The sequence below is a fragment of the Propionimicrobium lymphophilum DSM 4903 genome, assembly GCF_000423485.1.
GTDB lineage: Bacteria > Actinomycetota > Actinomycetes > Propionibacteriales > Propionibacteriaceae > Propionimicrobium > Propionimicrobium lymphophilum.
Genome location: NZ_KE384026.1, coordinates 51,521 through 77,582, shown reverse-complemented (window position 1 = coordinate 77,582; position 26,062 = coordinate 51,521). Strand labels below are relative to the sequence as shown.

Below are 26,062 nucleotides of genomic sequence, written 5' to 3'. Positions count from 1 at the left end.
GTCGTTAATGCAAGCCTACCGGTGGCTAGCGAAAATATTTATGGGCGAACCAGAGTGCCGATGTCTTCGCGGTTAACCACACGGGCGATATTGCCCGGCTGATCGAGCTGGAAGAAGACCATGTCCAGATTGTTGTCGCGGGCAAGGCTGATCGCCGTGGCATCCGCTATCTTCAGGTTCTTTGCCAGGAATTCGTCGTAGCTGAGAGTCTCGTAACGCTTTGCATCCCGGTTTACACGAGGATCGGAATCGTAGACCCCGTCTACGCCGTTCTTGCCCATCAGGAGAACCTCTGCACCGATCTCGAGCGCGCGCTGTGCGGCTACGGTGTCCGTGGAGAAATATGGCATACCAGAGCCTGCGCCAAAGATGACAACGCGACCCTTCTCCATGTGACGCTCCGCCCTGCGCGGAATGTATGACTCTGCGACTTGACCCATTGTGATTGCGGTCTGCACCCTGGTCGGAACACCTGTTTTCTCGCAGAAGTCTTGCAGCGCCAGAGCGTTCATCACGGTGCCGAGCATGCCCATGTAGTCTGCACGGTCGCGGTCCATTCCGCCCTTAGTAAGTTCCGCGCCGCGGAAGTAGTTGCCGCCGCCAACGACGACGGAAACCTGCGTTCCGTTTTCGACGATGCTGGCGATCTCCTCAGCCACCCTGGATACCACTTGGGGGTCAACCCCGAGTTGGCCACCACCAAACGCTTCGCCTGACAGTTTCAGTAATACCCGCTTGTAGGGTTGCGGCACGGTTCCTCCAAGTCTTCGATTAAAAGCTTCTTGGTTAACTTTAGCCGTTAGTAGGTTAAGAGTCCTAGTTGTGGGCATAACAGACCGGGGCGGCTCCAAATGGAACCGCCCCGGTTGATAAGGATTTAATTAGCCACCAACGGAGAAGCGAACGAACTTCTTGATGGTAACGCCGTTCTCCTTAGCCAACTGGCCAACAGTCTTCTTGTCGTCAAGAAGCGAGGCCTGCTCCAGCAGGGTGAAGTCCTTAACGAAAGCGTTGACACGGCCTTCGACGATCCTAGGGATGATCTTTTCGGGCTTGCCCTCTTCCTGAGCGGTTTCAGTGGCGATGCGCTCTTCGCGCTCGATGACCTCAGCCGGGATATCTTCGCGGGAGAGGTAATCAGGACGCATGGAAGCGATCTGCATGGCTACCTGGTGAACGAAGTCGACATCGTTCCCCTCGTACTGAACCATGACACCGACCTGCGGAGGCAGGTTCGGGTCGCGACGGTGCAGGTAGACGTGGGTCGGGTCCTCGAAGGTGGCTACCTTAGCCAGCTCGATCTTCTCACCGATGCGGTTGCGCAGATCCTCGATGCGAGTCTGAATGGTCTCGCCACCCAGGTCAAGCTCCAGGACCTCTTCCGGAGAGTTAGCCTTAACGGACTCGGCAGCCTTGACGATCTGGTCGCCTAGCGAAACGAAGTCGTTGCTCTTAGCGACGAAGTCGGTCTCGGAACCAAATTGGATCAGGCAGTTACCCTCGTTAGCAACGAGGCCGTTGTCCGCGCTACGGTCGGTGCGCTTTGCAGCCTTAGCAGCGCCGCGAACGCGAAGAACCTCAACGGCTGCCTCGATGTCGCCATCGGCCTCAGTGAGAGCCTTCTTGGCGTCCATCATGCCGGCGCCGGTCATGTCGCGCAGCTTCTTAATATCAGCAACACTAATTGCCATTGGTTTTTCCTTTCGAAACCGAATTACTTATCGGCTGCCGGGGCCTCGGCTTTGGTCTCTTCTTTGGCCTCATCTGCGGGCTTTTCTTCAGCCGGCTTTGCATTCTCGTCGGAGTTCAGCAACTCGCGTTCCCAATCCGGCATGGGCTCGCCGGACGCCTGATCGTCGGTGTTCTGCTTGGAACGCTCGACAAGACCGTCGGCGGCAGCGTCAGCAATAACGCGGGTCAGCAGAGCGACGGAACGGATGGCGTCGTCGTTGCCCGGAATCGGGTAATCGACCTCATCAGGATCGCAGTTGGTGTCGAGGATGCCGACTACCGGAATGCGAAGCTTGTGAGCCTCGTCAACCGCCAGGTGCTCCTTCTTAGTGTCGACGATCCAAACAGCCTGCGGCAGCCTGCTGAGATCGCGGATACCGCCGAGGGACTTCTGCAGCTTCTCGAGCTCGCGGGAGAAGCCAAGGAGCTCCTTCTTGGTGAAGCCACCGGGCTTAACGGTCTCGAGGTCCATACCCTCCAGTTCCTTCATGCGAGCAATTCGTTTGTTGATGGTCTGGAAGTTGGTGAGCATACCGCCGAGCCAACGCTGGTTGACGTAAGGCATTCCGACTCGGGTTGCCTGTTCTGCGATGGCCTCCTGGGCCTGCTTCTTGGTGCCGACGAAAAGGATCTGGCCGCCGCGAGCAACGGTTTCCTTAACGAAGTTGTATGCCTTGTCGATGTACTTCAGCGACTGGCGAAGATCAATGATGTAGATGCCGTTGCGCTCGTTGAAGATGAAACGCTTCATCTTCGGGTTCCAACGACGGGTCTGGTGGCCGAAGTGCACACCGTTTTCTAGTAGCTGGCGCGCGGTTACCACTGCCATGGGTTTTCCTCTCGGTTTTGAAGGCCACGGACTTTCCGCAGCCGCCTGGCACGCCGACCATGCCCACTCGAATAATCGAGAACCTTGGGCACCGCCCGGATTAGCACCGATTGGCGTGCGCGTTGTCGATAGACGAACTACCGCACGTCAATTGTATGGATTGTCAGGCGAGGATTCCAAACCAGTGCAACGCCCGATTTCTAGATAGATGTTGTCCGAATGAACATTCTGAAGTTTTAAGACAATAAATGATTTCGTGAACAAGTTTAACTGCCTACTTTTGGCCGCGGTAAGCTCTATCTTCCTGTTTCTCCAGTGCCTGTCCGTCGCCACTGCTTCCCCAAGCCGCGTCCCTCCCCTGACCGGGCCCATAACCAGGGCTTTCGATTTACCCGAACAGAATTGGGCGGCGGGTCATAGGGGAATTGACTTTGCGGGTTCAAAAGGCGAGCAGGTGTTTGCAGCATCGGCCGGAAGAGTTACATGGGCTGGCCAGGTTGGGGGCGTAACAATGGTTACGATTACGCATTCCGATGGCTTGCGCTCCACGTATCAACCGGTTTCCCCGTCAGTCGAGCCCGGACAACAAGTGTCAGTTGGCGCCAAAATCGGATCACTGCTTGAGGGGCACCAAGGTTGCCCGGGCGAGGCTTGCCTACACTTCGGCGTTCTCGACAAAGACAAATACCTAAATCCCCAAGACTGGCTGGGCGGGACAGACGGTGGCCGAGTGCGGCTACTGCCGATGAAAGCTCATCCAAAAAAAGTGCCTCTAGGCTTGATGACTGGTGACGCCTCGGGCCCCTGGCCTGTTCCGGGCGTGGTCACGTGCGAATTCGGCCCCAGAACAAATCCAATAACGGGAAATAGCGAAATACACGATGGCACCGATATTGGCGCTCCGTGCGGAACACCGATCAAAGCTTGGTCTGACGGAGTGGTTACCTTCGCGCAAATGACAGCCGGCTATGGAAACCGCGTAGTACTAGCCGAGAGCCCCGGAAACGAGACCTCATATTCCCACCTACAAGGATTCAACGTCGCCGCGGGCCAACGCATTAAGTCAGGTGACGTGGTGGGTTTTGTTGGCACTACCGGATATTCAACCGGATGTCATCTTCATTTCAGCGTGGTCCGTGACGGAAAATTCATAAATCCTCGCCAAATTGCCAGGGAATAATTAAGAATATTTGTCTCGACACCGGCCACATGGCTTGCGCCGGTGCAGACGTCGTCACTTTAGCCAAACGTTACGCCAACCGTGTCGACATCGTTCACGCAAAGGACATCCGCAAGGACATGACCGACAAGCTTCTTCCCGGAGAGATCACTTGTCCCGAGGGCGTAAAGGCGGGCATGTTCGCACCGATCGGTCAGGGCGACATGGACTTCAAGGCAATCGTCGCTGCCCTCACCGAGGCGAACTTTGACGGCTATTACGTGCTGGTGCAGGACATCATGATCGATGGCGAGCCGGCTCCTGGCGAAGGCTCGATTAACAACGCAAAGGCTTCCCTCGAGGCGCTTATGGCTTTGGCAAAGAACTAACTCAATTTTGATTTTTGCCCCGACTGTGTCGGGACCATTTTCATGCCCTGGGGTGCGCTTGTTTGAATGCGGATACCAAGCGCTCGTTTGTAATATGTGTGTAAATCTGGGTTGTCGCCAGCGAGGAGTGTCCGAGCATCTCTTGCACGCTACGAAGGTCCGCTCCGCCTTCAAGCAAGTGCGTCGCCATTGCGTGGCGAAAACCGTGCGGGCCAACGTCAGGTGCCTGCGGTAGGGCATCGAGAGAATTGTGCACAACCCTGCGAACGACTCGAGGATCTATTCGTCCGCCGCGTAGCCCCAGAAAAAGCGCATAACCAGATTTATCGGTGACTAATTGCTGCCGAGACTGAAGCCAATTCTGGATCGCTCGTTGAGCGGGGGCGCCGATCGGAACGGTGCGCTGCTTGTTTCCTTTTCCGATTACGGTCACAGTGCCCCGAGAAGTATTCAGATCGTCGATGTCCAACCCGCACAACTCACTAACCCTAATTCCGCTGGCATAAAGCAATTCAAGAATTGCCTCATCGCGCCTGTTTTGAGGTGTGTCTTCCGTCATCATCGCGTCGATTGCAGCGTCGAGCACGGTTCGCATTTGGTCTTGAGTGAGGGTATTTGGTAGGCGTTTTGGCACTTTTGGAGTCTGCAGCTTGCTTGCTGGATCAGATTCGATGTGCCCATTTTCACGTAGCCAGCGGAAGAAAGTCCTTACCGCACCGATTCTTCTAGCCAGAGTCGAAGGCTGAGCTCCTGCAGACTTCATCGCGGCTAACCAAGCACGCAAATCAGCAATACTTATCTGAGAAAAATCGGAATGCCGCCCAGACACAAAATCTATGAGGTCCTGGATATCACTCGAGTAAGCATCAACAGTGCGCACCGAGCGACCGAGCCGAATCCGCTGGTCGCTGGCGAATTGCTGCTTGAGTTTTTCCATGGACATGTACTCAATCTAGGCCAGAGGCGGCATAGTTAATCTTTGAAACACGGATAGAGTAGTTTTGCTAGTAACAGGTAATAAATTCATCTATTTTTTCGGAGCGTTCGATGGCATCACCTAGTGAATGGGCACAGAAGGGCAAAATCAGGAGGGTTACCCGCTGGACCGAGCCGGTGATGCACCAACAGACAAAACCCGTCACTGATTTTGACGAAGATCTGCGCCAGCTTGCCGCAGACATGTTTGCGACCATGGAGGCTGCGGATGGTGTCGGACTGGCGGGCCCGCAGGTTGACGAGTCACTCGCCATCTTCGTTTTCAATTGCCCCGACGAAACCGGAAAAATGCATTCCGGCGTCGTCTGCAACCCGAAGATCACACTGCCTGAAGGAAAAGAGCGCCAACTCGATGCCACTGAAGAGGGCTGCTTAAGCTGGCCCGGCGCCTACCAGACGCTGGCTCGTACAGACCGCGCGATTTGCGAGGGACAGGACGAAAACGGTGATCCGGTTCGTATCGAGGCCACCGGTTTGCTCGCACGCTGCGTTCAGCACGAGACAGACCACCTGAACGGAATGGTTTTCGGAGATCGCCTCTCCACCCGCGCTCGTCGCCAGCTGGATAAGAAACAAGCGGAAACTGACCACCTATATCCGGCGGATTGGCCGATAACCCCCAAGGGATAAGCCTAAGCTTGTGGGCATGCGCAGGGAGTTTCTTTTTTGCCAGGCCCACAACGCGACACGGTGAAAATCGCGCTTCGCGGTCGGGACGTTTTGAGCGACCCTATGATTAATCAGGGTACCGCTTTTACACATGAAGAACGCGCTGCGCTCGGCATCACCGGCCTGCTACCTGGCGGCGTCATGTCCATGGAGGAACAGATCCGCCGGGTTTACAAGCAGTACCAGTCCGAGCCAACAAACTTGGCTAAGTACACCTATCTGAACTCGATGAGGGATCGCAACGAGTTTCTGTTTTACAGGCTCCTTACCGACCACATCGAGGAAATGATGCCGATTATCTATACCCCGACGATTGGCGAGGCGATCCAGGAATACTCCCACTGGTTCCACCGTCCGAGGGGCATTTATCTCGACATTGACAACCCAGAGCTCATCGAGTCTTCGCTGCTGCAAGACCGCACTCCGGCAGAAGATATCGAGTTGATCGTCGTCACCGATTCCGAGGGCATCTTAGGGATCGGCGATCAGGGTGTCGGAGGCGTCGCGATCACGATCGGAAAGCTGTCGGTTTACGTCGCTGCTGCCGGCGTCCACCCGCACCACGTGCTACCGGTCGTGCTGGACACCGGCACCGACAACCTGGACCTACTTAGCGACCCTGCCTACCTGGGCGTGCAGCATCCGCGAGTCCGGGGCGAGGAATATGACGAATTCATAAACAAGTTTGTCAAGGCGGTAAAGAAGCTATTCCCCAACGCGATGCTGCATTGGGAAGATTTCGCAGCTGGAAACGCAACCCGAATTTTGAACCGCTACCGCGACGAGATCTGCTCTTTCAACGACGATATCCAAGGCACCGCATCAGTTGTGGTGGCAGCGATCTTGTCTGCAATTAGGTCCTCGGGGACGAAGATCTGCGAGCAGCAAATCGTCATAAACGGTGCTGGTAGCGCGGGCATCGGCATCGCTAACCAGCTAGTTAATGTGATGATGACCGAAGGCATTAGCGAGAAGGAAGCGCGGAGCAAATTCTGGGGTCTGTCCAGCCGCGGTCTACTGGTTGAGGACGGCGTCTTAAGAGATTTCCAGGCGCCGTTCGCCAGGAGCCGCGAGGAAGTTTCCGGCTGGGACGTGGAAAATCCACGGAAGATAACTCTCGCCGAAGTCGTGGAAAACACGCAGCCGACGATTCTCATCGGCACCTCTGCTCAGGCAGGCGCCTTTACTGAAAAGATCGTCAAGAAGATGGCCGAAAAGGTCGAGCGACCCATAATCATGCCGCTTTCCAATCCAACAACTAAAGCCGAGGCGACCCCAGAAAACTTGATCAATTGGACTGACGGGCGCGCGCTGATCGCTACGGGCTCACCTTTTGATCCTGTTGAGTACAAGAGCACGACTTTCCACATCGCCCAAGCAAACAATGCGCTGGTATTTCCAGGGATTGGGCTGGGCGTGATCGTCTGCAAGGCAGAAAAGGTCTCGGACAACATGATCGCTGCAGCCTCTTCTGCGGTTGCCAACGCCGTGACCGATCGCCGCCTGGGCGCCTCCCTACTGCCGCCAATCAACCATCTGAGATCCATTTCGGCGCAGGTCGCAATAGCCGTCGTAGAAGCTGCCAAAGCAGAATGGTTGGCTCGAAAAGAGGTGCCGAGCCCTATAGAGGCGGTTTACAAGAACACTTGGAAGCCGATCTACCCGAAGGTTGAAGTGGTCAATTCCCTTTAGCCAAGTAACAACGATGATTTAAGCTTGCCTGGTGCTTGAAAAGATCGATTGGTTTTTAACCGGCATCATCGCCTTCGCCCTCTTGGGCACTTTTCTTCCTGCTCCCCTACCAGCCATGGGGGCAGTTGATTGGTTGGCGAAGATCATGATCGCCATCCTGTTCTTTCTCTATGGCGTTCGGTTAAAGCCGGAAGAGACGATTGCTGGTCTAAAGCACTGGCGATTGCACGCCACTATTCTCAGCTACACGTATGTGGTGTTCCCTATCATCGGCATTTTGATCGGTTTTTTTACGCCGGGTCTGATCAGCACCGAAACCTACCGCGGGCTGCTTTGGGTGTGTCTGTTGCCATCAACCGTGCAATCGTCGATTAACTTCACTTCTATCGCTAGGGGCAACGTCGCCGGGGCAATCGTTAGCGCGTCAGCATCTAACTTGCTCGGGGTCTTCATCACACCTGTTCTTGCGCTGTTACTAATGAGCACCACAGGGCTAAAGCTGCAGGCGTCATCCATTTTGGACATCGCGGCTCAGATCTTGTTACCTTTCCTGCTCGGACAATTCTCTAGGCGGTGGACCGCAGACTTCGTAGCGAGACATCCAAAGCTCAAATACTTCGATCAGGCGTCGATCTTGGTTGTTGTCTACAAGGCCTTCTCACAAAGCCACCATGAGGGTATTTGGGGAAGAACCAACATCTATGACCTGATAATCATCTGCATTTTCAGCGTGGTCGTACTGGCCTTCATGCTCTGGATAACTTGGGAAGGAGCTCGAATTCTCGGGTTTAACCGCGCCGATCAGATAGCGATTCAATTCTGTGGCACAAAGAAATCGCTAGCCACGGGAGTCCCTATGGCTAGCGTCCTTTTCTCGGGTGGTGTAGGCCTAATCGTACTGCCGCTGATGGTTTTCCACCAGGTGCAGCTGATAGCGTGCGGCGCGCTCTCAAGCCACTACTCCGCTAAGGACGAAGGGTGGCACCAAGAACCCGGACGCAGGGGCTAAACGCTCCAATCTGCTCTGGCCGCCCGCACCGCACGGGCACTCCAGCGGCCGTCATCATAGAAGACCCTGAGTGGCATGTGATACGCCTTGCTCATCAACTCGTCGGTCAGTACTTGCTCGATCGGCCCGGAAGCCACGATTTTGCCCTTGTCCAAAAGCATGGCGTGCGTGATACCCTCAGGAACCTCTTCCAAGTGGTGAGTGACCAACACGGTGGCAGGCGCGTATGGGTTTGCGAACAGATCGGAAAGAGTTGCAACCAGAATCTCCCTACCCGCTAGGTCTAGACCAGCGCCAGGCTCGTCGAGCAGCAGAAGCTCAGGATCAGACATCAAGGCCCTAGCAATCTCGACACGCTTTCGTTCGCCCTCGCTAAGCGTTCCGTAGGTTCGATCCGCCAAATCCTCGATCATGAGAGCGGACATGAGCTGATTCGCCCGGTCGTAATCCATCTCGTCGTAAGCCTCGCGCCACCGTCCGATGATGCCGTAGGCGGACGAAACGACGACGTTACGCACCTTCTCCTTGTTCGGAATGCGATGTGAAAGCGCAGCGGAAGTAACTCCGATTCTCGGACGCAATTCGAATACGTCTACCGCCCCCAGGTATTCGCCAAGCAGCGAAACTACTCCGCTAGTTGGATGCATCTGGGCAGCCAAAATTTGCAGCATGGTTGTTTTACCGGCCCCGTTAGGCCCGACGATCAACCAGCGCTGACCTTCTTCTACGACTAGATTCACGTCGTCGAGGAGTAAGGAGTTACCGCGCCTAACGCTGACCGAGGATAATTCTGCAACCACTGACATATTGTAAAATCTAGCTAACTTAGCAACCCGTCGCTCGAGTGCGTGCGTATCTGCATGAACTTTTCCGTGCGAGTCCCTCACCCGAGCGAGCTTTTTGGAAGTGACTAGATGACTCAGCAGGAAATCAACCGCACGCGGATGGGTCGTGAGGCGCTTGCGGTGCTACGCGTTGGAATGCTGATGATGGGCGCAGGCACCGGTGGCTATCGAGTCTTACGCGGCATGAAGCGCGTCGCTAGAGCGATGAATTTCGATGGGGTAAACGCAGACGTATCAATCAATTCGATCACATGCACGCTGCGTAGAGGTAAAACGTTTAGGACGGTGGTTGCCAACCAGGCAAACCCGAGCGTGAATTCTTCCAGGATCGCCGCCCTAGAGCATTTGACTCGCCACTCTGCTGCTCCGCTTAGGCTCGAAGATCTGAACGATCAACTCGACGAAATAGAGTTCAGGATGGCGCCGCGCTGGCCGGTCTGGGTTCAGGCGCTTGCCGCGGGCGTAGCGTGCTGTGGTTTCGCAGTGTTGAACCAGGTCTCTCCCGCTCAGATTTGGATTGTCGCCGTAGCAGCAGCGATCGGTCAGCTGGTTCGGGTGCTCATGACCAAGAAGCATTTTAACCAGTTGGGAACGGTTGGGTTGGCGGCAGCTACGGCGTTCCTCACCTATACGCTGGTCTCGCTAGTGGCAAGCGCGATCGGGCATCTTCCGAGCGCTACATTCGCTACCGGACACGTCGTCTCCGTGCTGTTCCTGATTCCCGGTTTCCCACTATTTTCGGCTCTACTAGATCTAAGTAGATTCGATATCCAAGCCGGCCTTTCAAGGCTTACTTATGCGTTTTTAATCATCTTCGCTGCCGCAACCCCAGTCGGTTTGGCGTCATGGATCATCGGGCAGGCTCCTTTGCCGTCACAGCCCGATGCGGTCCCTACCAATTGGTATTTATTCGCAGCCATCGCCACGCTTGCCAGCACGGCAGGATTCGGGATCTTGTTCAACTCAAACCTGAAGATGATCTTCTGGGCCGCGTTGGCCGGCTGCTTCGGCAACACTACAAGGCTCATTCTCACGCATTACGAGCTCACCCCAGCTCCCCTGGCATGTTTCATCGGCGGTCTGTTGATCGGTCTATTAATCACCGTGATAAACCGTTTCGACAGGACGCTGCCGAGGATAACCCTTACGGTTCCTGCCTCTTTGACGACTGTTCCCGGAGTCGCCATTTACCGCTTCGTCTACTGGCTCAACCAAGGAGACATGACGCAAGCGCTATCGAACTTGACGACGGCAACCCTTTGGATCACTTCCGTTGCGGCAGGCCTGATCGTAGCCAGGATGGTCACCGACAGGAATTGGGCGTTTGCGCATCCAATCGATTTCTCGCACACTGAGCCCACAGCTACATTCACTAAAATCGAGGAGTCTTGACCGAGCTAAATCTGCTGGAGGCTTTGCGCCTAGCAAGCGTCCTCAATTCACTTCATTTTGGAGAAGTCGATGCTGCAGTTGCGGAGGCACGACTTCGATTGATGGACAGGACTAGTTCAGGTCAGCCGCATCATGTGTCAGATCCGAACGGAATTTGCGGGCTAGAAACTGAAAAATTAATCCCCATCAGGCTGGTGCTATCTAAGGCAGAGAACCAAGGACTTGGGCCGTGGTTTTTGCTCACCCCGACACCAGGACGACATGGCGGCTTTCGTTCGGCCTCGGAATCATTGATTCAAGCTATGGAAACGGGAGCGCTAGTAGTCGAAGCAAGCGGGAAAATGGCGTGGCTTCCGAAACCGATCGGCCCTGCCATGCAATGGCTACTCGTAGAGGCGCAACGCCCGACGTACCCGATTTCACCGGCCGAGGCATCCAGGAACCTTTCGGAGGCAGTTATAGCCATCGGGGCTAAGCTGGCAGCAATCGACAACCCGGCTGGGACACGCCCCGACGAGGCCCTTTCTGTGCATCTAGGCGAAGCGTATAACACGCGCTGCCAACGGCTGCTGGACCGCGCAATGTTTCTGCTAAAAGTTGCAGACGAGGGGCTAAAGGCGACTTCTCGCGCGCTAACGACTGAAAACGTGCTGGCGCGCGAGAAACAGTTAAGAAGCCTTAGAGCCGCCTGCCTTGACGCTATCAGCGCCTCGGCAAGCTGGCCGAAAGGTTAGGCTCCGGTGGACGAAAGACCGCCGTCCACGTGAATCATTTGACCGGTGGTTGCCAGGAAAAGATCGGAGAGCAGTGCGCAAACAGCTTTTCCAACCGGGTAGGCGTCCTTAGCGTCCCAGCCGAGGGGTGCACGCTCCGCCCAAACCTTGTTGAAGTCAACTTCCCCGGGAATCGCCTTCTTAGCGATCGTGTCGATTGGGCCTGCAGCCACCAGGTTGCAGCGAATGTTATCCGGGCCAAGGTAACGAGCTAGATAGCGGCTGGTCGACTCCAAAGCGGACTTCGCAACACCCATCCAGTCGTACGACGGCCAGCTAAGCGAGTTGTCAAAGGTCAAACCGACGATGGATGACCCAGACCCCAGAAGTTCACGAAGAGACATGGTCAGCGACTTAAGCGAGAACGCGGAAGTCTGCAGAGCAACAGCCACATCCTCCCACTGGGTGCTTAAGAATGCGCCGCCAAGAGCCCTCTCGGGGTTGGCATAGGCTATGGAGTGGACGATGCCGTCCAGGTGATCAAAGCCGTTTTCACGAAGCTGGCCTGGAAGTCTCGCCATCGCTTCATCGTCGTTGACGTCGAGGGCAAGAACCTCGGGCGTTGGATCAATGTGTTTCACAACACGCTTGGTCAGGCTAACCGCACGCGGAATGTTAGTCACGATCACCTGGGCGCCCTGCTGAGTGGCGAAATCCGCCACCGCGTAGGCGATCGAGGTGTCCAGCGTGACGCCGGTTACCAGAATCTTTTTGCCTTCAAGAATCATTTTTTAGTGCCCCATTCCAATGCCACCATCGACGGGAATTACCGCTCCGGTGATGTAGCTTTGCTCATCCGCGACCAGGAATTTGACGGCATTTGCGACGTCTTCGGTGGTGCCCATCCTGCCCACAGGAATCCTCTTGTTGTAATCAGCCTTGACGTCATCGGGAAGAACGTCGGTCATGTCAGTCTCGATAAACCCGGGAGCGACAACATTAATAGTGATGCCCCGTGAACCAACCTCCCTGGACAGGCTGCGCGCCATGCCGATCAGGCCTGCTTTAGAAGCGGCGTAGTTCAGCTGTCCGGGTGACCCCATGAGCCCGACCACCGAACCCATCAATACGATGCGGCCGAACCGAGCCCTCATCATGGTTCGTAGGACTGCCTTGACGCATCGATAAACACCAGTCAGATTGACCTCGATGACTTTCTGCCAAGAGTCTTCGTTCATTCTCAACGCAAGGCCGTCTTCCGTGATGCCGGCATTAGCGACTAGCACTTCAACCGGACCGAGCTCGTCAGCCACCTTCTTGAAGGCCTCGTCTACGGCGTCTTGATTGGTGATATCGCAGGCTACTCCGAGGGCACCTTCCGGAGCCTTACCGCTGCCGGAAAGGCTTGCCACCTTGTAACCCTCGCCAAGCAGCTTTTCACAGATTGTCTTACCAATACCGCGGCTGCCGCCGGTAACGACGGCAACCCGAGAAGTTTTTTCGTTCACAGAACAAACCTATCTGTTTGGTTGATCACTTGCTCGTCGGTTATCCGCTAAAAAGCAAAGCTCTTTATTGTCAGGTATCGCAAAAACTAGCTGGCTTGCTGTTCCTTAGCATTCTTGCGTTCGCTCCTAGCTACCAGTACATCGGTGATTATCGATAGGGCGCCGTCGCCTGTGACGTTCGTAGCGGTTCCGAACGAATCGATTGCGATGTAAGTGGCGATCATCAGACCGACCTGAGCCTCGTTGAAGCCGAGCATGCTCGCCAGGAGTCCAGCCGCAGTCATGATTGCACCGCCCGGTACGCCAGGAGCCGCAACCATGGTGATTCCGAGCATCAGAATGAACCCGACCATTAAGTGAGGCGAAATCATGCCGCCCGAAAGCATGATCACGGCGATAGCAAACGACGTGATCTTTACCGTCGAACCGGCTAGGTGGATCGTTGCGAACAGCGGAATCGTGAATGCAGAAACGGCCTCGCTCACGCCCATCTTCCTGGCCTGACGAAGAGTGACCGGAATGGTCGCAGCGGACGAAGAGGTGCCTAGCGCAGTCATGTATGCCGGAAGCATGGTTTTGAGCATCTTGAGCGGATTCTTGTGTGAGACGATGCCGGCAACTCCGTACTGGATCAGCAGCAGGATTACCGTCAGAATGAAGACAAAGATAACCACTCCGAGGAACGTTATGATGACCTCGAAGGCTTGTCCCGAATTGGTCATATTCAAGAAGATGCCGAATATATAGAGCGGCAACAGCGGAATAATGATCTTCTCGATCACGGCGATCACGATGTCGCGTAGCTCAACAAATCCCTTGAAGAGGGCATCACTCTTGATTCGAGTAATCCCCACGCCGACGACGAAGGCCAGCACCAAAGCCGTCATGACGGATAGAAGCGGAGGCATCTCGATAGTGAAGTATGGCTGAAGCATGGAGTCTTCAGGATTATCAACCGCCTGAATGTGCTTGCCGCTGAGCAACCTAGGCAACACGGCCATGGACGACCCAAAGGCCATGAATCCTGCAAAAATCGTAGAACCGTAAGCGATCAAAGCTGTAACGGCGAGCCACTTCCCCGCAGCTTTCCCAAGCTCCGAGATACCGGGAGTGATCAGGCCAACGATTATCAGCGGAATCAAAAAGTTTAAGAAGTTACCAAATATCGAGTTGAAGGTAACGAAAACTCGAACGATCTCGGAAGGCAGGAACATACCTACGGCGACGCCGAGAATAATTGCTAGCAAGATCCTGGGGAGCAGGCCCAGGCTAAATTTCTTTTTCTCCACGCTTGTAGCATATTGATTATTCGTTATACCGAAAATTTATGACCACAATATGGTTAAAGGCCCGGCCGAAGCCGGGCCTTATATCGATGTTTATCTATTAATTTTCGGTATCGACTTCCTCGGCCTGAGCGAATTCACCGAGCTTGGTGGATAGGTAGCGGTCGCCGGAGTCGGGAAGGACAACGGCGATACGCTTGCCTGCGAACTCCTCACGCGCAGCTAGCACGCGGGCGGCCTGCAGAGCGGCGCCAGAAGAAATACCTACGAAGAGACCCTCGCTCTGGCCGAAGATCCGGGCTTGCTCGATGGAGTCAGAATCCGAGATGTCCAGCACTTCGTCGTAAACGGAGTTGTCGAGGGTTTCTGGAGAGAATCCGGCGCCGATGCCCTGGATCGCGTGCGGGCCAGGCTTGCCGCCATTGAGAATGGCGCTCGTCTCGGGCTCAACGCCAACGATGTAAGCGTTTGGGTTCTTTTCCTTCAGGTAACGTCCAACGCCGGTCAGTGTGCCGCCGGTACCGATGCCAGCGACGAAGGCGTCGACCTTGCCCTCAGCGTCCTCCCAGATCTCTGGACCTGTGGTCTCGTAGTGAACACGCGGGTTGGCAGGGTTGGTGAACTGGCCGAGAACGACGATGGAATCGTCGCGCTTCTTCCACTCGTCAACGTAAGCGATTGCTCCCTTGATGGCCTTCGACCCGGGGGTCAGCAGCAGCTCAGCGCCGTAAGACTGGATCAGGGCGCGGCGCTCCACGGACAGAGAGGCCGGCAAAACGATGGTCACCTTGTAACCCTTCGCGGTGCCGATAGCTGCGATACCGATTCCGGTGTTACCGCTGGTCGGCTCAACGATGTGCGCGCCAGGCTTAAGTACGCCGCGCTTCTCGGCGTCCTCGATCATGGCCAGCGCGATGCGGTCTTTGACAGAACCAGCGGGGTTGAAAGACTCGACCTTGGTCAAGATCTCTGCATTAGCCCCGACCTTTTCTGCGTACTTCTTCGCAACGAGCAGGGGGGTCTTGCCAACGATTTGAGATGCGTCTGTGTAAAAAGTCATTGAAAATCCTTAGAGTATAAAAAGTCGTTTTTGGGTGTGCGAAACAACAGGCAAAAAGCCTGAATTTTTAAAAACAGAAAAATAAGAAAGATAAAAAGAGAAGCGCTTACTAGCGCATGCAGTCGCAACACATCATCGACTTCACGCGACCAAAGTCAACGTGGCGACGAATGAATCCGAACTTCAACATGTCTTTTACGCTAGCAAACGCTTCCCTAACACCCAAATGAAGGTTGCACTAATCGAACTCGTTCTTACCACCGACGAAACTACCGCCGAGGGTTGCTACATGGCCGAGCGGAGCTGACTTCTTGGATCCATGCCTGCTGAGCCAGATACCGACGAAGATTGCTATGACAGCTAGTCCTCCCCAGACTCCCACGACCGCCCAGCTTGCAGAAGCCAACACCAACATTGGGGCGAACGATACCGCGGCGATCTCAACCGGCACCACGGGGATATAGGCGTAACCGAACTGTTCGATAGTTCCCGACTTGAGCTTAGGGTCGACGATTCGCAACAGAGCCAATCCGGTTGAAACAGCTCCAGTAGCCCAGCCCCAGGTGAATATCTGACGCTCGAACCAGCCGTCTCCCATCATTCGTGGCGCAACAACGAAACCTAGGAATACGCAAAGCAACAAACCAACCAAGAAAAGAACGCCCAGTGCGCCGACGTGGTCTTTAACGAATGCAGGCTCGATGGATGCAATGCCGCAGACGACGAGGATGTCGGTAGCCATGCCAGAAATAGAGCGCAGCGAATCAGTATCAATTAGGTGAGAGCTCTTCGTGGAGTTCATCACAAGCCGCATGACGATGCCCACCACGAAAGAGATGGAGAAAAGCGGGAAGCTGATGTCGGGCAGCCACATCTTCAAGACTTGATTGATGCCGTAAGCGCACAGGCAAGCAATCGAGATGACGCCAACATTGAACGTCAAAGACTCAACCGTCCCACCGGAGAAGGTGTGGGTGCCTATTGCTGGTCGGGTCTCCGTCTGGTCGAGGATGCCCGTCCTGATGTCTCGCGGCAACGAATCCATGCCCTTGAAGGCCTCGACCTGACCGCGACGAGCACCGATATTAGCGATGATAATTCCGCCGATAACGCCCGCGAGCAAGCCCACCGTCGCAGAGGAGAAGGCGATAGAAGCCATGCCGGGATCACCAGCCTCGTTGAATACGTCGCCGACCGCGGCAGCAGTTCCGAAGCCACCCGCCCAACCGGTGAACAGCATCAGACCGATCGAATCCGGAGAATCAAAAAGTGGTTTCAAGACCAGAAGGCAAAGACCCATGCCGACCGCGACCTGGAGCGAATACATGAGGACACCGTAAGTGGCGAATCCCGCTACGGAGCGGTTGATCTTGCGGACGTCGAAGTCATCCGTTAAAGCCATGCAGGCGAATACGACCACGATCAAGATTGACGAATAAGTCGAAACCTGAGAAGAAAGCGGAATGCCGTTGAACTGCAGGCTGCCGATCTTCCAGCCATGTTCTCGGGCTATAGCTCCGAGCACGTTTGGCCCCAAGAGTAGACCGAGCAGTCCGGCGATGACGCTTGCCGGCACGAGCATATTCTGTAGGAAACGAATTCTGGCTCGAAGAAAAACGCCTATCGAGAGCAAAAGCCCAATGAATCCGAGATCCACCAATGCCGTCCAGGCAGTATAGGTTTCGGTCATTCGTTCTCCTTAAAGTTCCTCAAGCCAAGCGGCAGACGCGTGGCGCGATCAAAAGATTTCTGAGTTCGAAACGTCAATTATCGTCGTACACTTCGCGACTGACAAGAATGCGATTTTAGGAACTGCCGTCCCAAATCAACAGCATGATTATATTCTTAAAAATCAACTGTCCCGGAACATTCTGGCAGAGGTTGAACAACGCGGTTTCATATGTCCAAAACGAGCAGGATTCGAAACCCTTACCGCAGCAGATAGCTCGACTCCGCGAAGACTAAGAGAACGATCCAACCAGCGTCTTACAAGATTGGCAAGCCCCAGACTAACCCGTATTTACGAGTTTTGATGCAATAAAATATCGGCTGGGTTCATCGATCACCGTGAAAGGCCACCATGCACGCGTTTGAGTTGATATTGGTTCTATTCACCATAGTTTTGGTCTCGTCAATTCTCGACCAGCTATTGTCTAGGCTGTCGCTGCCGCTCGTCCAGATAGCCATGGGAGTAGTCGGCGCCCTGGTTATCGGGGAGCCCTTCCAAATGACCATCGACTCGCACCTGTTTTTGGTGATATTCATCGCTCCGCTGCTTTACGACGAGTCCCGACGGGTTTCCAAGCGAGCGCTGATGCGAAATATCGTGGGCATCCTTTCCCTGGCTATCGGCCTGGTGGTGGCAAGCGTCTTCGCGGTTGGCTTCGCGCTCAACTGGATATCGCCGTCCATCCCTCTCGCAGCCGGGCTCGCCCTCGGGGCCGCGCTGGGCCCGACTGACGCGGTCGCGGTCTCAGCGCTGTCAAAAAGCACAAAACTCACAGAACGCCAAACCGCGTTACTTTCTGGCGAGGCCCTGATTAACGACGCCTCTGGCATCGTGTCGTTTCAATTCGCGGTCGGGGCGGCCGTGACAGGCATCTTCTCGGTGGCGAACGCTGCGGGAGCATTCGCGGCTTCGTTCGGCGGCGGGCTGCTGTTCGGCGTGGTGATGGGCGTAGTGGTGCTCTCGATACTGCGCGGCGTCAGGGGCATCGGTCTTGAGTCGACGGTCTTTCACGTCACTTTCGAGATATTGACCCCGTTCGTCATATTCCTGCTCGCCGAGGGGATCGGCGTCTCTGGCATCCTCGCCGTAGTCGCGGCAGGTTTGATGATCGCTTTAGCCCCGAACAGGGCAACCGCCTATACTGCCCGGGTTTCGCTGGTATCCCACGGTGTTTGGGAAGTTATCGCCTTCATCTTAAACGGCATAGTCTTCGTCTTCCTGGGCTCACATCTGCCAAGCGTCTTCACCCATTCCTGGGAGGACGCGACAAACCAGCTATCGCTGGCGGGTCTGGTGTTGGTGCTGACAGCAATAGTTGTGACGCTTCGCTTCGTGTGGGTTTTGATTCTCGATTGGCACATGATGCGCATTGGGCGGCTACTGGGAGTCCACAACTACAGGCAGCTGTTGAAGGGTGCCTTGACGACGACGCTCGGCGGGCCGAAGGGCGCCGTCACCTTGTCGATTGCGATGACCTTGCCCGTTACGCTGACCAACGACGCGGGAGTACCGATACGCGACGAGCTGATTTTCCTGGCGTCGGGCACAATTCTCTGCACGCTGCTGCTGGCGAACTTCCTGCTGCCTGTGCTCTCGCCCGCCGAATCGAAGGGCCAGAGCCAAGAGCGAACGAACCAGGTTCGGACGATGGTCTTGAGTAATCTGGTCGAGGCACTCAACGCCAATTTCGGCACTCGCTACCCGATGGCGGTCTCGATGCTGATCGGCCGCTATAACCACGAGATAGCCGAGCTGACCATGAGCAAGGATTTTGACGCCGCGATTCGCAGGCTGCGCCTGAATTTGTTGCTTAAACAACGCGAATGGCTATCCGACCTGCCGGCGCAGGGCAAGATCAGCAACGTTGTTTTCGAATCGATCGGCCAGACTATAGACCGGCTGATCCAGGTCGCAAACCACAAATACTCCTCTCGAATCGGGCTACGCAGGGTCTGGATGCGAATCGTTCACGCTCTAAAGGAGATCCGTGCGGCCCGAAGCCAGCACGACGAGGTGACGACACCCCACCAGCTTCGGGACGCCCGAATCGCGCTCAGCCGTCGTTCTGTCGATTACCTGAATAGCCTTGAACCGAAGCCGCAGATTCCACACGAGGCGATCGACTATCTTTTGGGCGACAACCAGAGGCTGCTCGCAATGTTGCAGCGCTCGGCGCAGGACGATGAGGCCGTCTCCGACAAGGGCCACCAGCCGGCAAAAGTAGGGATTAGGGCGCGCCGCACTCTTGCCGAGCAGCTCGACCTGATGGAGGCCGAGGCTCTTCGGCTGGAGTTGGGCTGTGTTCAGCAGCTTCTTGAGGACGACCTGATAACTAGGGCGGAGGCTGCCGAACTGCGCGATGAAATCTATCTCCTGCAGATGAATCTGTCAGACTACAGCTCGCACTAGCCTATGAAAGCTCAATGAGTTCGGCGTAATATTCGCTCCACAGATCCTCAGAACCGTCGGGAAGGACGATCACCTTGTCCGGATTCAGCGCCTCGACGGCTCCCCTATCATGCGTGACGAGAACCATGGCGCCCTGGTACGCGCGGATTGCGTTTAGAACTTCTTCGCGGCTTGCGGGGTCCAGGTTATTGGTCGGCTCATCAAGCAACAAAACGTTTGCCGAGCTGACAACTAAACAGGCCAAAGCCAACCGAGTCTTCTCGCCGCCGGACAACACACACGCTGGCTTGTGATCGTCGTCGCCGGTAAATAAGAAGGAGCCGAGTACCTTGCGGGCGTCGGTCTCATTCATCTCGGTTGCGGCGCGCATCATGTTCTCGAGCACGCTCTCTTCGGGATTAAGCAGATCGTGTTCCTGCGCGAAATAGCCGAGTTTTAGACCGTGACCGTATATGACTTCTCCGATGTCCGGCTCTTCGATCTTCGTCAGCAACCGAAGCAGCGTTGTTTTACCGGCACCATTCAAACCTAGAATGACGACTCGTGACCCTTTGTCGATCGCGATATCGACGCCGGTAAATACCTCCAGCGAACCGTAGAACTTGGTTAGGTCCTTGCCCATAAGAGGGGTTCTGCCGCAGTGGGCGGGTTCGGGGAACTTGATCTTCGCGACCTTGTCTTTGGCCCTTTCAGGCTCGACAGATGCGAGCAGCTTGTCGGCACGCTTCGCCATGTTTTGGGCTGCAACGGCCTTCGTCGACTTCGCTCCCAAGTGGGCAGCTTGTTCCTTGAGTGCCGCTGCCTTGCGCTGCGCGTTTTCTCTCTCGCGCTTGCGTCGTTTTTCATCAGTAGCGCGCTGGGACAAGTAATGTTCCCAGTCCATCGAGTACTGATCCAGGCAGGAACGATTGGCATCCAGATGGTAGACCTTGTTCGCAAGTTCGCCCAGCAAGGAGACGTCGTGAGAGATCATCAAAATGCCACCCGGATAGGCCTTCAGGTGCTCGCGCAGCCAACCGATGGAGTCGGCGTCCAGGTGGTTCGTGGGTTCGTCGAGCAGCAGCGTATCGGCTTGCGAGAACAGGATTCGAGCTAGTTCCACGCGTCTACGCTGGCCGCCCGAAAGCTCATGCAGCGGCTGAGACAAAACCCTGTCAGGCAGCCCGAGGTTAGCGGTGATCTTTGCCGCCTCGGCCTCTGCCGCGTAGCCACCCACCGACGCTAATTCTGCGTCTGCACGGGCGTAACGCTCCATGGCGTCGGATTGCTCATCACCTTCTGTCTCGGCGATCAGCTTCTCGAATTTACGAAGCCGCGCCACTAGACCCTCAATATTTCGGGCCGAAAGAATTCTAGAACGGGCAGTCATCTCCATGTCGGCCTCGCGAGGATCTTGCGGAAGATAGCCGATCGTGCCCGAGCGAGACACTTTGCCGCCGGATGGCAGCCCCTCCCCGGCAAGAATACGCATCGTGGTGGTCTTACCGGCACCATTGCGGCCTACGAAACCGATTTTGTCGCCGGGGTTGATCCGGAAAGAGGTAGGCTCCAGCAAAAGTCGGGCACCGATACGCACCTCAAGATTGTTCGCTGAAAGCACACTCACCCCTGTTGTCTAAGCCGCAAAAATGATATCGCACCTACGAGAAAAACCAGAATGCGCTCTTAGCCGGCTAAATTCTGTACTTGTTGCCAATTGGTCCCCCTCTCATCTTTCAAAAAGTGTCCTTGCTAAGGTGACTTTGGGTGCTCATTTTGTGGTCAGCAAACCAGTCGACGGCAAACAGTGAGTCAAAGCCAAACCGTCGTGCGTGCCCTGAACGTCCCGTCGATACAGGCGGCGGCAGAGCTCCAGGCAGCCGAGAAGAAGCTTGCCGACAAGCAGGCGGAAAAGACCGCCGCCGACAAGGCGGTTTCTGATACGCAGGCCTATGTCGCTGCCAAGGATCAGACGGTAAGCAACACCGAGGCGGCAAAGGATGCGGGTTACTCACCAGGCGCGAAAGCCAGCGACGATATCGCTGGCGGTGTCTGGATAGCCATTCCAGTGGCCATGCTAGCGGCTGCCGCGACGTCTCGCCGCAGGAATGTCAATAAGCTGTACAGCCACTAACGGGCCAAGAAGGAGCCGTCCGAGCGTTAACCGTCTCGAGCGGCTCGTTTCCTAGCTGTAAAGTTTGCTGCCGAAACAACCGTCTTTTTGTCTCGAGATATCGAGTCGCAAAGAAAATAAAGGAACTATTTATCGGAACTTGGCTAGCGTCTGCGTCAGGACTTCAAACCTAAGTTTTCCTGCAGGTACTGCAATAACCATGTCGAAAATCTCGTCGTCAGCGCCATTCAAAGCGTAAAAAACCACCGTCGCTAGCCAGTCAAGGCTTTGTCCGAGATCTCCAAATTACTCGGTGTTTGCCTAGCGGCTACAGCAACGGCATAGGAGCACCAATAGACCTTGGGAACCAGGCGAATTTTGTCTCGAAAGATCAACAATTCGCCCTAACCATAAATCTGACTTTTATCACGACAGGAGTTGGTGCAAGCCAAGACCGTTTTCTTCGCTGCCGGCGCAGACCTCACAATCGGCGGCTTGAATACAGGTAACGAATACAACGTTGACGGGATCGCCTTCGACAAAACCAATTGGAATAAGTTGCATGGCAAAGCGAGCCAAGATGAGTTGGTCTATATCTGGTATTCAGGCACTGACGATGATTTCCTCTTCACGACCTCTAGCACCACGGCAGCATCGAAACCAGTTGATCGCCAACCTCAAGGCCGCTTAGAGCATCAGCTAGTTCAACCGTTTAGCGATAAAGATAAAGACGCTGCCTCTCTTTGAGACAACGTCTTTACCGTATTAAGCAGTCGGAGGAATTGGCCAATAAACTTTTAAGAAAGCAGATTAGCTCACACCTGCGCCTAAGCTATCGCGAACGGCGCCGTCCTGCCACCGCGACTACACTAGCCACTAGAACCAAGCCGGAAACGGCAGCTAACGCACCGCCAATCTGACCGGTTTTCGGCAGCTGCTTAGCAGTCTTCTTAGCTTTCTTTTTCTTGGCGGGTTTCGCGGTCTTTTCTGACTTGCCATTTTCGGAAGCAGACTTGGTGCCGTACTCGACGATGCGGGTTGTAGGCTGAGTCGTCACAGTCTCGCCAGCGGCGAGCTCCTCGACGATCTGCTCCTGGCCCGCGGCGTTCACGTAAAAGTACTTAGTCATCGGGGCGATCGTTGCGCCGTCAGCACCTTCCTGCACAACCTTTTCTTCACCGGCAGCCATATTGGGATTTGCCCTACGCTCCGTCTTAAATGCGATCGGTGTCGTCTCATCGTAATCAGCTTTTTGTAGCTTGGAGACCAGCTCGATGTTCCAACCGTCTTTATCATCGCCAGTGACGTTTAGCGAATAGTATTCGGCGCCGGCAACCTCAGGATCGGTGAATTCGGCCTTCAGGTAGTAATCCCTATTTTTTCCTTGATATTCATTCCAGGTCTCGAAGTTGTCTCCACCTTCACTTGCAATCTTGTAACCGGCTTCACCGTGGCCTTCCTTCAACTCCACGAGCGAGAAGCTCATGGCGTCTTTAAAGTCGAACAGGCCCTCAAGGTCGTACTTTCTGTTACTCGACAGGTACGGCTTGCGCTCTTCCCCCTTCTTTTGAATGTCGAAGGAAGTCTTAACCTTAAGCCTTCCTTCGTGTTTGGGGGCAATAACACCAGTAAGTTTGGTGGAATTAACGTCAAGATTCGCAGCCTGCGTCAGACTGATCCAATAAACCCCGTCTTCTGAATAAAACGTCGCGGCAGGTTTCGCAAGGCTCTTAAAGTTTTTTCCGTCAACGTACGATCCGACCTGTTTCGGCACAACGTTTGTGAAGGTCTTAGTGCGTTCGTAGTTGGGAACCTCTTTAGGAATGTTGAGCTTAAGTTCCTGGCAGTAATTGATCTTAGGGGTGAAGTAAGGAGAGTAGAAATCCTCTCTCCCCGGTGGCTTTATTAGTGCCTTCGAATCTAACTAAAAAAGCGATCCGCCCGGCTGACTCAGCTGTCCTTGAGGTATCGCAAGCCACTCCAGGCCGGTCGTTGTTGTACTTCCAACGCAGTCCGATCACGACGTCGGAAGCCTCTTCCTGCGCTTGGGCGCTCGGTGCTGTTGCGACGAAGCCACCAAACATCAAGAAAGTCGCAACCAGAGTGGCCGCAATTCTACGAAGCAACACCGGTGTTTTCTTCGGCGATGTCATTTTTACTCAATTCCTTTCGTTAGCTTTGCACTCTTTCTAAGCGGTAATTCCTGTCTTGAAGAGCGCAATCGCTAATCTTTGCGTTGAACGCGTAGCCCACGTGTGGAGTCTAGCTTTTACCAGCTACCAAAACAACGGACTAAAAACAAAAGCGGTACTCACCAAAATAACGACAGCCAAGACCAGGGGAATAAGCCAGAAATTTTAGCCAAAACAATACTCATGCTCACCGGATATTAGAGCTTGACCAGCGAATGAAGATTCACGGCGAAAACAAAATTCCCGCCTTTTAAGCGGGAATTTTTTAAGTTCTGCTAGATCATGAAGCCGATGGCGCGCAGCTGTTCGCGGCCATCTTCGGTAACCATCTCTAGCGTCCACGGCGGCATCCATACCCAATTGACCGTTACGGACTTAGCAAGACCGCTCAGGGCCTGCTGGCAGCCGGCCTCAAGATAATCGGTCAGTGGGCAAGCCGGGCTAGTCAGGGTCATATCAACGGTTACGTTCAGATCGTCGTCGATATCGACTCCATAGACTAATCCGAGATCTACGATGTTGACCATCAACTCGGGATCAACGACGTCCTTGAGCGCCTCGTAGAGAACGGTTTCCTTCTCAGCCTGGGTGGCCTCAGCCCAAGTCTTACCGGGGGCATCGGGCAGATCGTCTTTAACTAGGTCGGATGGACGAGTGTCTTCGCTCACTTGTTCTCCTTTTCCTGGGCGCTCAACGCCCTTGCAATCGCATCGCGCAAAGCACTCCAACCGAGCATCGCGCACTTGACTCGCCCTGGGAACTGTGCGACGCCAATAAAGGCAATGCCGTCCTCGAGCTTGTCTTCATCGGGGGTCATCTCCCCTTGGCTTTCCATCATCTCGCGGAAGTATTCGTAAAGGCTCATAGCCTCTTCGATTGGCTTACCGATCACCAGATCGGTCATAACGGAAGTGGACGCCTGCGAGATAGAGCAACCCTCGGAGTCGTAACTAACGTCCGCAATCTTGTCGCCTTCCAGGTTTACTCGCAAAGTTATCTCGTCGCCACAAGTGGGGTTTACCTGCTCCACCTCGGCACCGAACGGTTCACGAAGTCCGCTGTTATGTTTCTCCTGGTAGTGATCGAGGATGATCTCCTGATACATCTGCTCAACGTTCATCGTTTCCTCCTGGTGAAGAAATCCCTGGTGTAAACGAGAGCATCGATGAATGCGTCGATCTCCTCGGGTTTCGTGTACAGATAAGCCGAAGCTCGGGATGAACTCTGGACACCAAGACGGTGGTGCAGAGGCTCAGCGCAGTGGTGACCGCCGCGGACCGCCACGCCCCTGGAATCAAGAAGTTGCATGACGTCGTGCGGGTGAACCCCGTCCACCGTGAACGCTACGGCCGCTCCCCTATCGATGCTCGGATCTGTGGGCCCCATCACGTTAACGCCGTCAACCTCAGCCAGCTTGGTGAGCATCAAAGACGTGATCTCGTGTTCGTGAGCGGCAACATCTTCCATTCCGACACCGCTTAGATAATCAATGGCGGCGCCAAGACCTACAGCCTCGGCGATGGGCGGTGTTCCTGCCTCGAAACGATGCGGCGGGGGCATGTATGTGGAGCCCTCCATCCGCACCTTCTGGATCATCTCTCCACCGCCCAAGAACGGTGGCATCTTTTCCAGCAGTTCATAACGGCCCCAAAGGACGCCGATGCCGGTGGGTGCAAGCATCTTGTGGCCGGTGAAAGCCAAAAGGTCAATGCCCATTTTCTTGACGTCTGTCGGTCGCTGAGGAACCGCCTGGGAACCGTCGACGACCATCACCGCGCCAACCTCGTGGGCCTTCTTGGCGATCTCTTCAACCGGGTTAACCGTGCCCAAAACGTTGGACACCCAAGTCAGCGAGACCATCTTTGTGCGCTCGTTGATCAAGTTCTCAGCCTCGGCCTTTTCAAGATCGAGCAGACCGTCGTCTGTGATATCGAACCAACGAAGCTTAGCGCCCACAAGACGGCAGGCGAGCTGCCAGCTGACCAGGTTGGAGTGATGCTCCATAATGGAGATGACAACCTCGTCGCCGGAACCAAGATCCTTAGTCAAAGAGCTGGCAGCAAGGTTCAATGCCTCGGACGCGTTCTTGGTAAAGACGATCTCTTCTGGCCTGTCGGCACCGATGAACTCGGCAACCTTTTTACGGGCCCCCTCGAACGCCAAGGTCGCCTCGGACCCAAGCGTGTGCATGGCCCTAGCGACGTTAGCGTTATGCGCACCGAGCTGAGCCTCAACGGCCTCGATGACCTGCCGGGGCTTCTGCGAAGTGTTGGCAGAATCCAGGTAGGCCAGCGGGTAGCCGTTTACCTCGCGATTGAGGATCGGAAAGTCAGCGCGAATCGCATTGACGTCAAAAGCCATG

Annotated in this window: 25 protein-coding genes and 1 pseudogene; 10 read left to right on the top strand and 16 right to left on the bottom strand. The window is 55.1% G+C overall.

Annotated elements, in window-relative coordinates; translation table 11 throughout:
• Positions 1–38 precede the first annotated feature (38 nt).
• The 3 genes from pyrH to rpsB form a co-directional block, all read right to left on the bottom strand.
• Positions 39–752 carry a UMP kinase gene (pyrH, locus tag G556_RS0107875; protein ID WP_028822378.1) on the bottom strand — a complete coding sequence of 238 codons (714 nt, stop codon included), beginning with the start codon at positions 750–752 and terminating at the stop codon, positions 39–41.
• Between the two features lie 129 nt (positions 753–881).
• Positions 882–1,691, bottom strand: coding sequence for a translation elongation factor Ts (gene tsf, locus G556_RS0107870; RefSeq protein WP_028822377.1), 810 nt, complete (start codon positions 1,689–1,691; stop codon positions 882–884).
• 23 nt (positions 1,692–1,714) lie between these two features.
• Positions 1,715–2,560: a 30S ribosomal protein S2 gene (gene rpsB, locus G556_RS0107865; protein WP_016455791.1), complete on the bottom strand. Its 846-nt coding sequence runs from the start codon at positions 2,558–2,560 to the stop codon at positions 1,715–1,717.
• A 256-nt stretch (positions 2,561–2,816) separates the two neighbouring features.
• Between rpsB and G556_RS11130 the strand changes: the two genes are divergently transcribed.
• Together G556_RS11130 and G556_RS10675 are read left to right on the top strand one after the other, a co-directional pair.
• Positions 2,817–3,740 carry a M23 family metallopeptidase gene (locus tag G556_RS11130; protein WP_051176797.1) on the top strand — a complete coding sequence of 308 codons (924 nt, stop codon included), beginning with the start codon at positions 2,817–2,819 and terminating at the stop codon, positions 3,738–3,740.
• Between the two features lie 8 nt (positions 3,741–3,748).
• Positions 3,749–4,108: pseudogene (locus tag G556_RS10675) on the top strand (sugar phosphate isomerase/epimerase family protein); the annotation flags it as partial.
• A gap of 40 nt (positions 4,109–4,148) precedes the next feature.
• On the opposite strand, the gene G556_RS0107845 reads toward G556_RS10675, so the two are convergent.
• Positions 4,149–5,051 (bottom strand): tyrosine recombinase XerC, encoded by a 903-nt coding sequence (locus G556_RS0107845; protein WP_233418207.1) that lies wholly within the window; start codon positions 5,049–5,051, stop codon positions 4,149–4,151.
• 104 nt (positions 5,052–5,155) lie between these two features.
• Here G556_RS0107845 and def point away from each other — a divergent pair, with 104 nt between their 5' ends.
• The 3 genes from def (at position 5,156) to G556_RS0107830 (ending at position 8,474) form a co-directional block, all read left to right on the top strand.
• Positions 5,156–5,734 (top strand): peptide deformylase, encoded by a 579-nt coding sequence (gene def / locus G556_RS0107840; protein WP_016455787.1) that lies wholly within the window; start codon positions 5,156–5,158, stop codon positions 5,732–5,734.
• Positions 5,735–5,836: 102 nt separating this feature from the next.
• A complete protein-coding gene (locus G556_RS0107835; RefSeq protein ID WP_233418206.1) occupies positions 5,837–7,465 on the top strand; it encodes an NAD-dependent malic enzyme in 1,629 nt (542 codons plus the stop codon).
• Between the two features lie 31 nt (positions 7,466–7,496).
• Positions 7,497–8,474 carry a bile acid:sodium symporter family protein gene (locus tag G556_RS0107830; protein WP_028822374.1) on the top strand — a complete coding sequence of 326 codons (978 nt, stop codon included), beginning with the start codon at positions 7,497–7,499 and terminating at the stop codon, positions 8,472–8,474.
• Here the strand turns inward: G556_RS0107830 and G556_RS0107825 are convergent.
• The gene (locus G556_RS0107825; RefSeq protein ID WP_028822373.1) at positions 8,471–9,280 is read right to left on the bottom strand and encodes an ABC transporter ATP-binding protein; all 810 of its coding nucleotides are present in this window, start codon (positions 9,278–9,280) and stop codon (positions 8,471–8,473) included. The two genes, G556_RS0107830 and G556_RS0107825, sit on opposite strands and share 4 nt — an antisense overlap.
• A gap of 108 nt (positions 9,281–9,388) precedes the next feature.
• Between G556_RS0107825 and G556_RS0107820 the strand changes: the two genes are divergently transcribed.
• Positions 9,389–10,711: a threonine/serine exporter family protein gene (locus G556_RS0107820; RefSeq protein ID WP_028822372.1), complete on the top strand. Its 1,323-nt coding sequence runs from the start codon at positions 9,389–9,391 to the stop codon at positions 10,709–10,711.
• A 341-nt stretch (positions 10,712–11,052) separates the two neighbouring features.
• Positions 11,053–11,445 carry an Rv1486c family protein gene (locus G556_RS0107815; protein ID WP_155941787.1) on the top strand — a complete coding sequence of 131 codons (393 nt, stop codon included), beginning with the start codon at positions 11,053–11,055 and terminating at the stop codon, positions 11,443–11,445.
• Here G556_RS0107815 and fabI read toward each other — a convergent pair.
• From fabI to G556_RS0107790, 5 genes are all read right to left on the bottom strand, one after another.
• Complete coding sequence (gene fabI / locus G556_RS0107810) at positions 11,442–12,212, bottom strand: enoyl-ACP reductase FabI (protein ID WP_028822370.1); 771 nt, start codon at positions 12,210–12,212, stop codon at positions 11,442–11,444. The two genes, G556_RS0107815 and fabI, sit on opposite strands and share 4 nt — an antisense overlap.
• Before the next feature lie 3 nt (positions 12,213–12,215).
• Positions 12,216–12,932: a 3-oxoacyl-[acyl-carrier-protein] reductase gene (gene fabG / locus G556_RS0107805; protein WP_028822369.1), complete on the bottom strand. Its 717-nt coding sequence runs from the start codon at positions 12,930–12,932 to the stop codon at positions 12,216–12,218.
• A gap of 86 nt (positions 12,933–13,018) precedes the next feature.
• The gene (locus G556_RS0107800; protein ID WP_028822368.1) at positions 13,019–14,221 is read right to left on the bottom strand and encodes a dicarboxylate/amino acid:cation symporter; all 1,203 of its coding nucleotides are present in this window, start codon (positions 14,219–14,221) and stop codon (positions 13,019–13,021) included.
• Positions 14,222–14,318: 97 nt separating this feature from the next.
• Positions 14,319–15,278, bottom strand: coding sequence for a cysteine synthase A (gene cysK / locus G556_RS0107795; protein WP_028822367.1), 960 nt, complete (start codon positions 15,276–15,278; stop codon positions 14,319–14,321).
• Positions 15,279–15,516: 238 nt separating this feature from the next.
• Positions 15,517–16,968: a sodium/glutamate symporter gene (locus tag G556_RS0107790; protein WP_028822366.1), complete on the bottom strand. Its 1,452-nt coding sequence runs from the start codon at positions 16,966–16,968 to the stop codon at positions 15,517–15,519.
• Between the two features lie 390 nt (positions 16,969–17,358).
• On the opposite strand from G556_RS0107790, the gene G556_RS0107785 reads away from it, so the two are divergent.
• Positions 17,359–19,416: a cation:proton antiporter gene (locus G556_RS0107785; RefSeq protein ID WP_028822365.1), complete on the top strand. Its 2,058-nt coding sequence runs from the start codon at positions 17,359–17,361 to the stop codon at positions 19,414–19,416.
• A 1-nt stretch (position 19,417) separates the two neighbouring features.
• On the opposite strand, the gene G556_RS0107780 is transcribed toward G556_RS0107785, so the two are convergent.
• The gene (locus tag G556_RS0107780; protein ID WP_036916239.1) at positions 19,418–21,016 is read right to left on the bottom strand and encodes an ABC-F family ATP-binding cassette domain-containing protein; all 1,599 of its coding nucleotides are present in this window, start codon (positions 21,014–21,016) and stop codon (positions 19,418–19,420) included.
• 186 nt (positions 21,017–21,202) lie between these two features.
• Here G556_RS0107780 and G556_RS0107775 point away from each other — a divergent pair, with 186 nt between their 5' ends.
• Positions 21,203–21,529: a hypothetical protein gene (locus tag G556_RS0107775; RefSeq protein WP_028822363.1), complete on the top strand. Its 327-nt coding sequence runs from the start codon at positions 21,203–21,205 to the stop codon at positions 21,527–21,529.
• 420 nt (positions 21,530–21,949) lie between these two features.
• Complete coding sequence (locus G556_RS0107765) at positions 21,950–22,255, top strand: hypothetical protein (protein WP_028822362.1); 306 nt, start codon at positions 21,950–21,952, stop codon at positions 22,253–22,255.
• A gap of 85 nt (positions 22,256–22,340) precedes the next feature.
• Here G556_RS0107765 and G556_RS11125 read toward each other — a convergent pair whose 3' ends face one another.
• The 5 genes from G556_RS11125 to G556_RS0107735 form a co-directional block, all read right to left on the bottom strand.
• Positions 22,341–23,282 (bottom strand): G5 domain-containing protein, encoded by a 942-nt coding sequence (locus tag G556_RS11125; protein ID WP_051176796.1) that lies wholly within the window; start codon positions 23,280–23,282, stop codon positions 22,341–22,343.
• Between the two features lie 82 nt (positions 23,283–23,364).
• Complete coding sequence (locus G556_RS0107750; protein WP_162139770.1) at positions 23,365–23,637, bottom strand: hypothetical protein; 273 nt, start codon at positions 23,635–23,637, stop codon at positions 23,365–23,367.
• A gap of 338 nt (positions 23,638–23,975) precedes the next feature.
• On the bottom strand, positions 23,976–24,368 hold the full coding sequence (locus tag G556_RS0107745; protein ID WP_016455774.1) for a metal-sulfur cluster assembly factor: 393 nt from the start codon (positions 24,366–24,368) through the stop codon (positions 23,976–23,978).
• Entirely contained in the window at positions 24,365–24,820 is a 456-nt protein-coding gene (gene sufU / locus G556_RS0107740; RefSeq protein ID WP_028822359.1) for a Fe-S cluster assembly sulfur transfer protein SufU, read from the bottom strand. Before sufU ends, G556_RS0107745 begins: the two co-directional genes overlap by 4 nt.
• Positions 24,817–26,061 (bottom strand): aminotransferase class V-fold PLP-dependent enzyme, encoded by a 1,245-nt coding sequence (locus tag G556_RS0107735; protein WP_028822358.1) that lies wholly within the window; start codon positions 26,059–26,061, stop codon positions 24,817–24,819. The genes sufU and G556_RS0107735 overlap by 4 nt, the downstream gene beginning before the upstream one ends.
• Position 26,062 lies beyond the last annotated feature (1 nt).

What these genes read in the sequence shown, in the direction of transcription:
- tsf (WP_028822377.1), bottom strand. Translation starts at nt 1,691, where the DNA reads ATGGCAATTAGTGTTGCTGATATTAAGAAGCTGCGCGACATGACCGGC.
- rpsB (WP_016455791.1), bottom strand. Translation starts at nt 2,560, where the DNA reads ATGGCAGTGGTAACCGCGCGCCAGCTACTAGAAAACGGTGTGCACTTC.
- G556_RS0107845 (WP_233418207.1), bottom strand. Translation starts at nt 5,051, where the DNA reads ATGTCCATGGAAAAACTCAAGCAGCAATTCGCCAGCGACCAGCGGATT.
- def (WP_016455787.1), top strand. Translation starts at nt 5,156, where the DNA reads ATGGCATCACCTAGTGAATGGGCACAGAAGGGCAAAATCAGGAGGGTT.
- G556_RS0107835 (WP_233418206.1), top strand. Translation starts at nt 5,837, where the DNA reads ATGATTAATCAGGGTACCGCTTTTACACATGAAGAACGCGCTGCGCTC.
- G556_RS0107825 (WP_028822373.1), bottom strand. Translation starts at nt 9,280, where the DNA reads ATGTCAGTGGTTGCAGAATTATCCTCGGTCAGCGTTAGGCGCGGTAAC.
- G556_RS0107820 (WP_028822372.1), top strand. Translation starts at nt 9,389, where the DNA reads ATGACTCAGCAGGAAATCAACCGCACGCGGATGGGTCGTGAGGCGCTT.
- G556_RS0107815 (WP_155941787.1), top strand. Translation starts at nt 11,053, where the DNA reads ATGGCGTGGCTTCCGAAACCGATCGGCCCTGCCATGCAATGGCTACTC.
- fabI (WP_028822370.1), bottom strand. Translation starts at nt 12,212, where the DNA reads ATGATTCTTGAAGGCAAAAAGATTCTGGTAACCGGCGTCACGCTGGAC.
- cysK (WP_028822367.1), bottom strand. Translation starts at nt 15,278, where the DNA reads ATGACTTTTTACACAGACGCATCTCAAATCGTTGGCAAGACCCCCCTG.
- G556_RS0107790 (WP_028822366.1), bottom strand. Translation starts at nt 16,968, where the DNA reads ATGACCGAAACCTATACTGCCTGGACGGCATTGGTGGATCTCGGATTC.
- G556_RS0107785 (WP_028822365.1), top strand. Translation starts at nt 17,359, where the DNA reads ATGCACGCGTTTGAGTTGATATTGGTTCTATTCACCATAGTTTTGGTC.
- sufU (WP_028822359.1), bottom strand. Translation starts at nt 24,820, where the DNA reads ATGAACGTTGAGCAGATGTATCAGGAGATCATCCTCGATCACTACCAG.
- G556_RS0107735 (WP_028822358.1), bottom strand. Translation starts at nt 26,061, where the DNA reads ATGGCTTTTGACGTCAATGCGATTCGCGCTGACTTTCCGATCCTCAAT.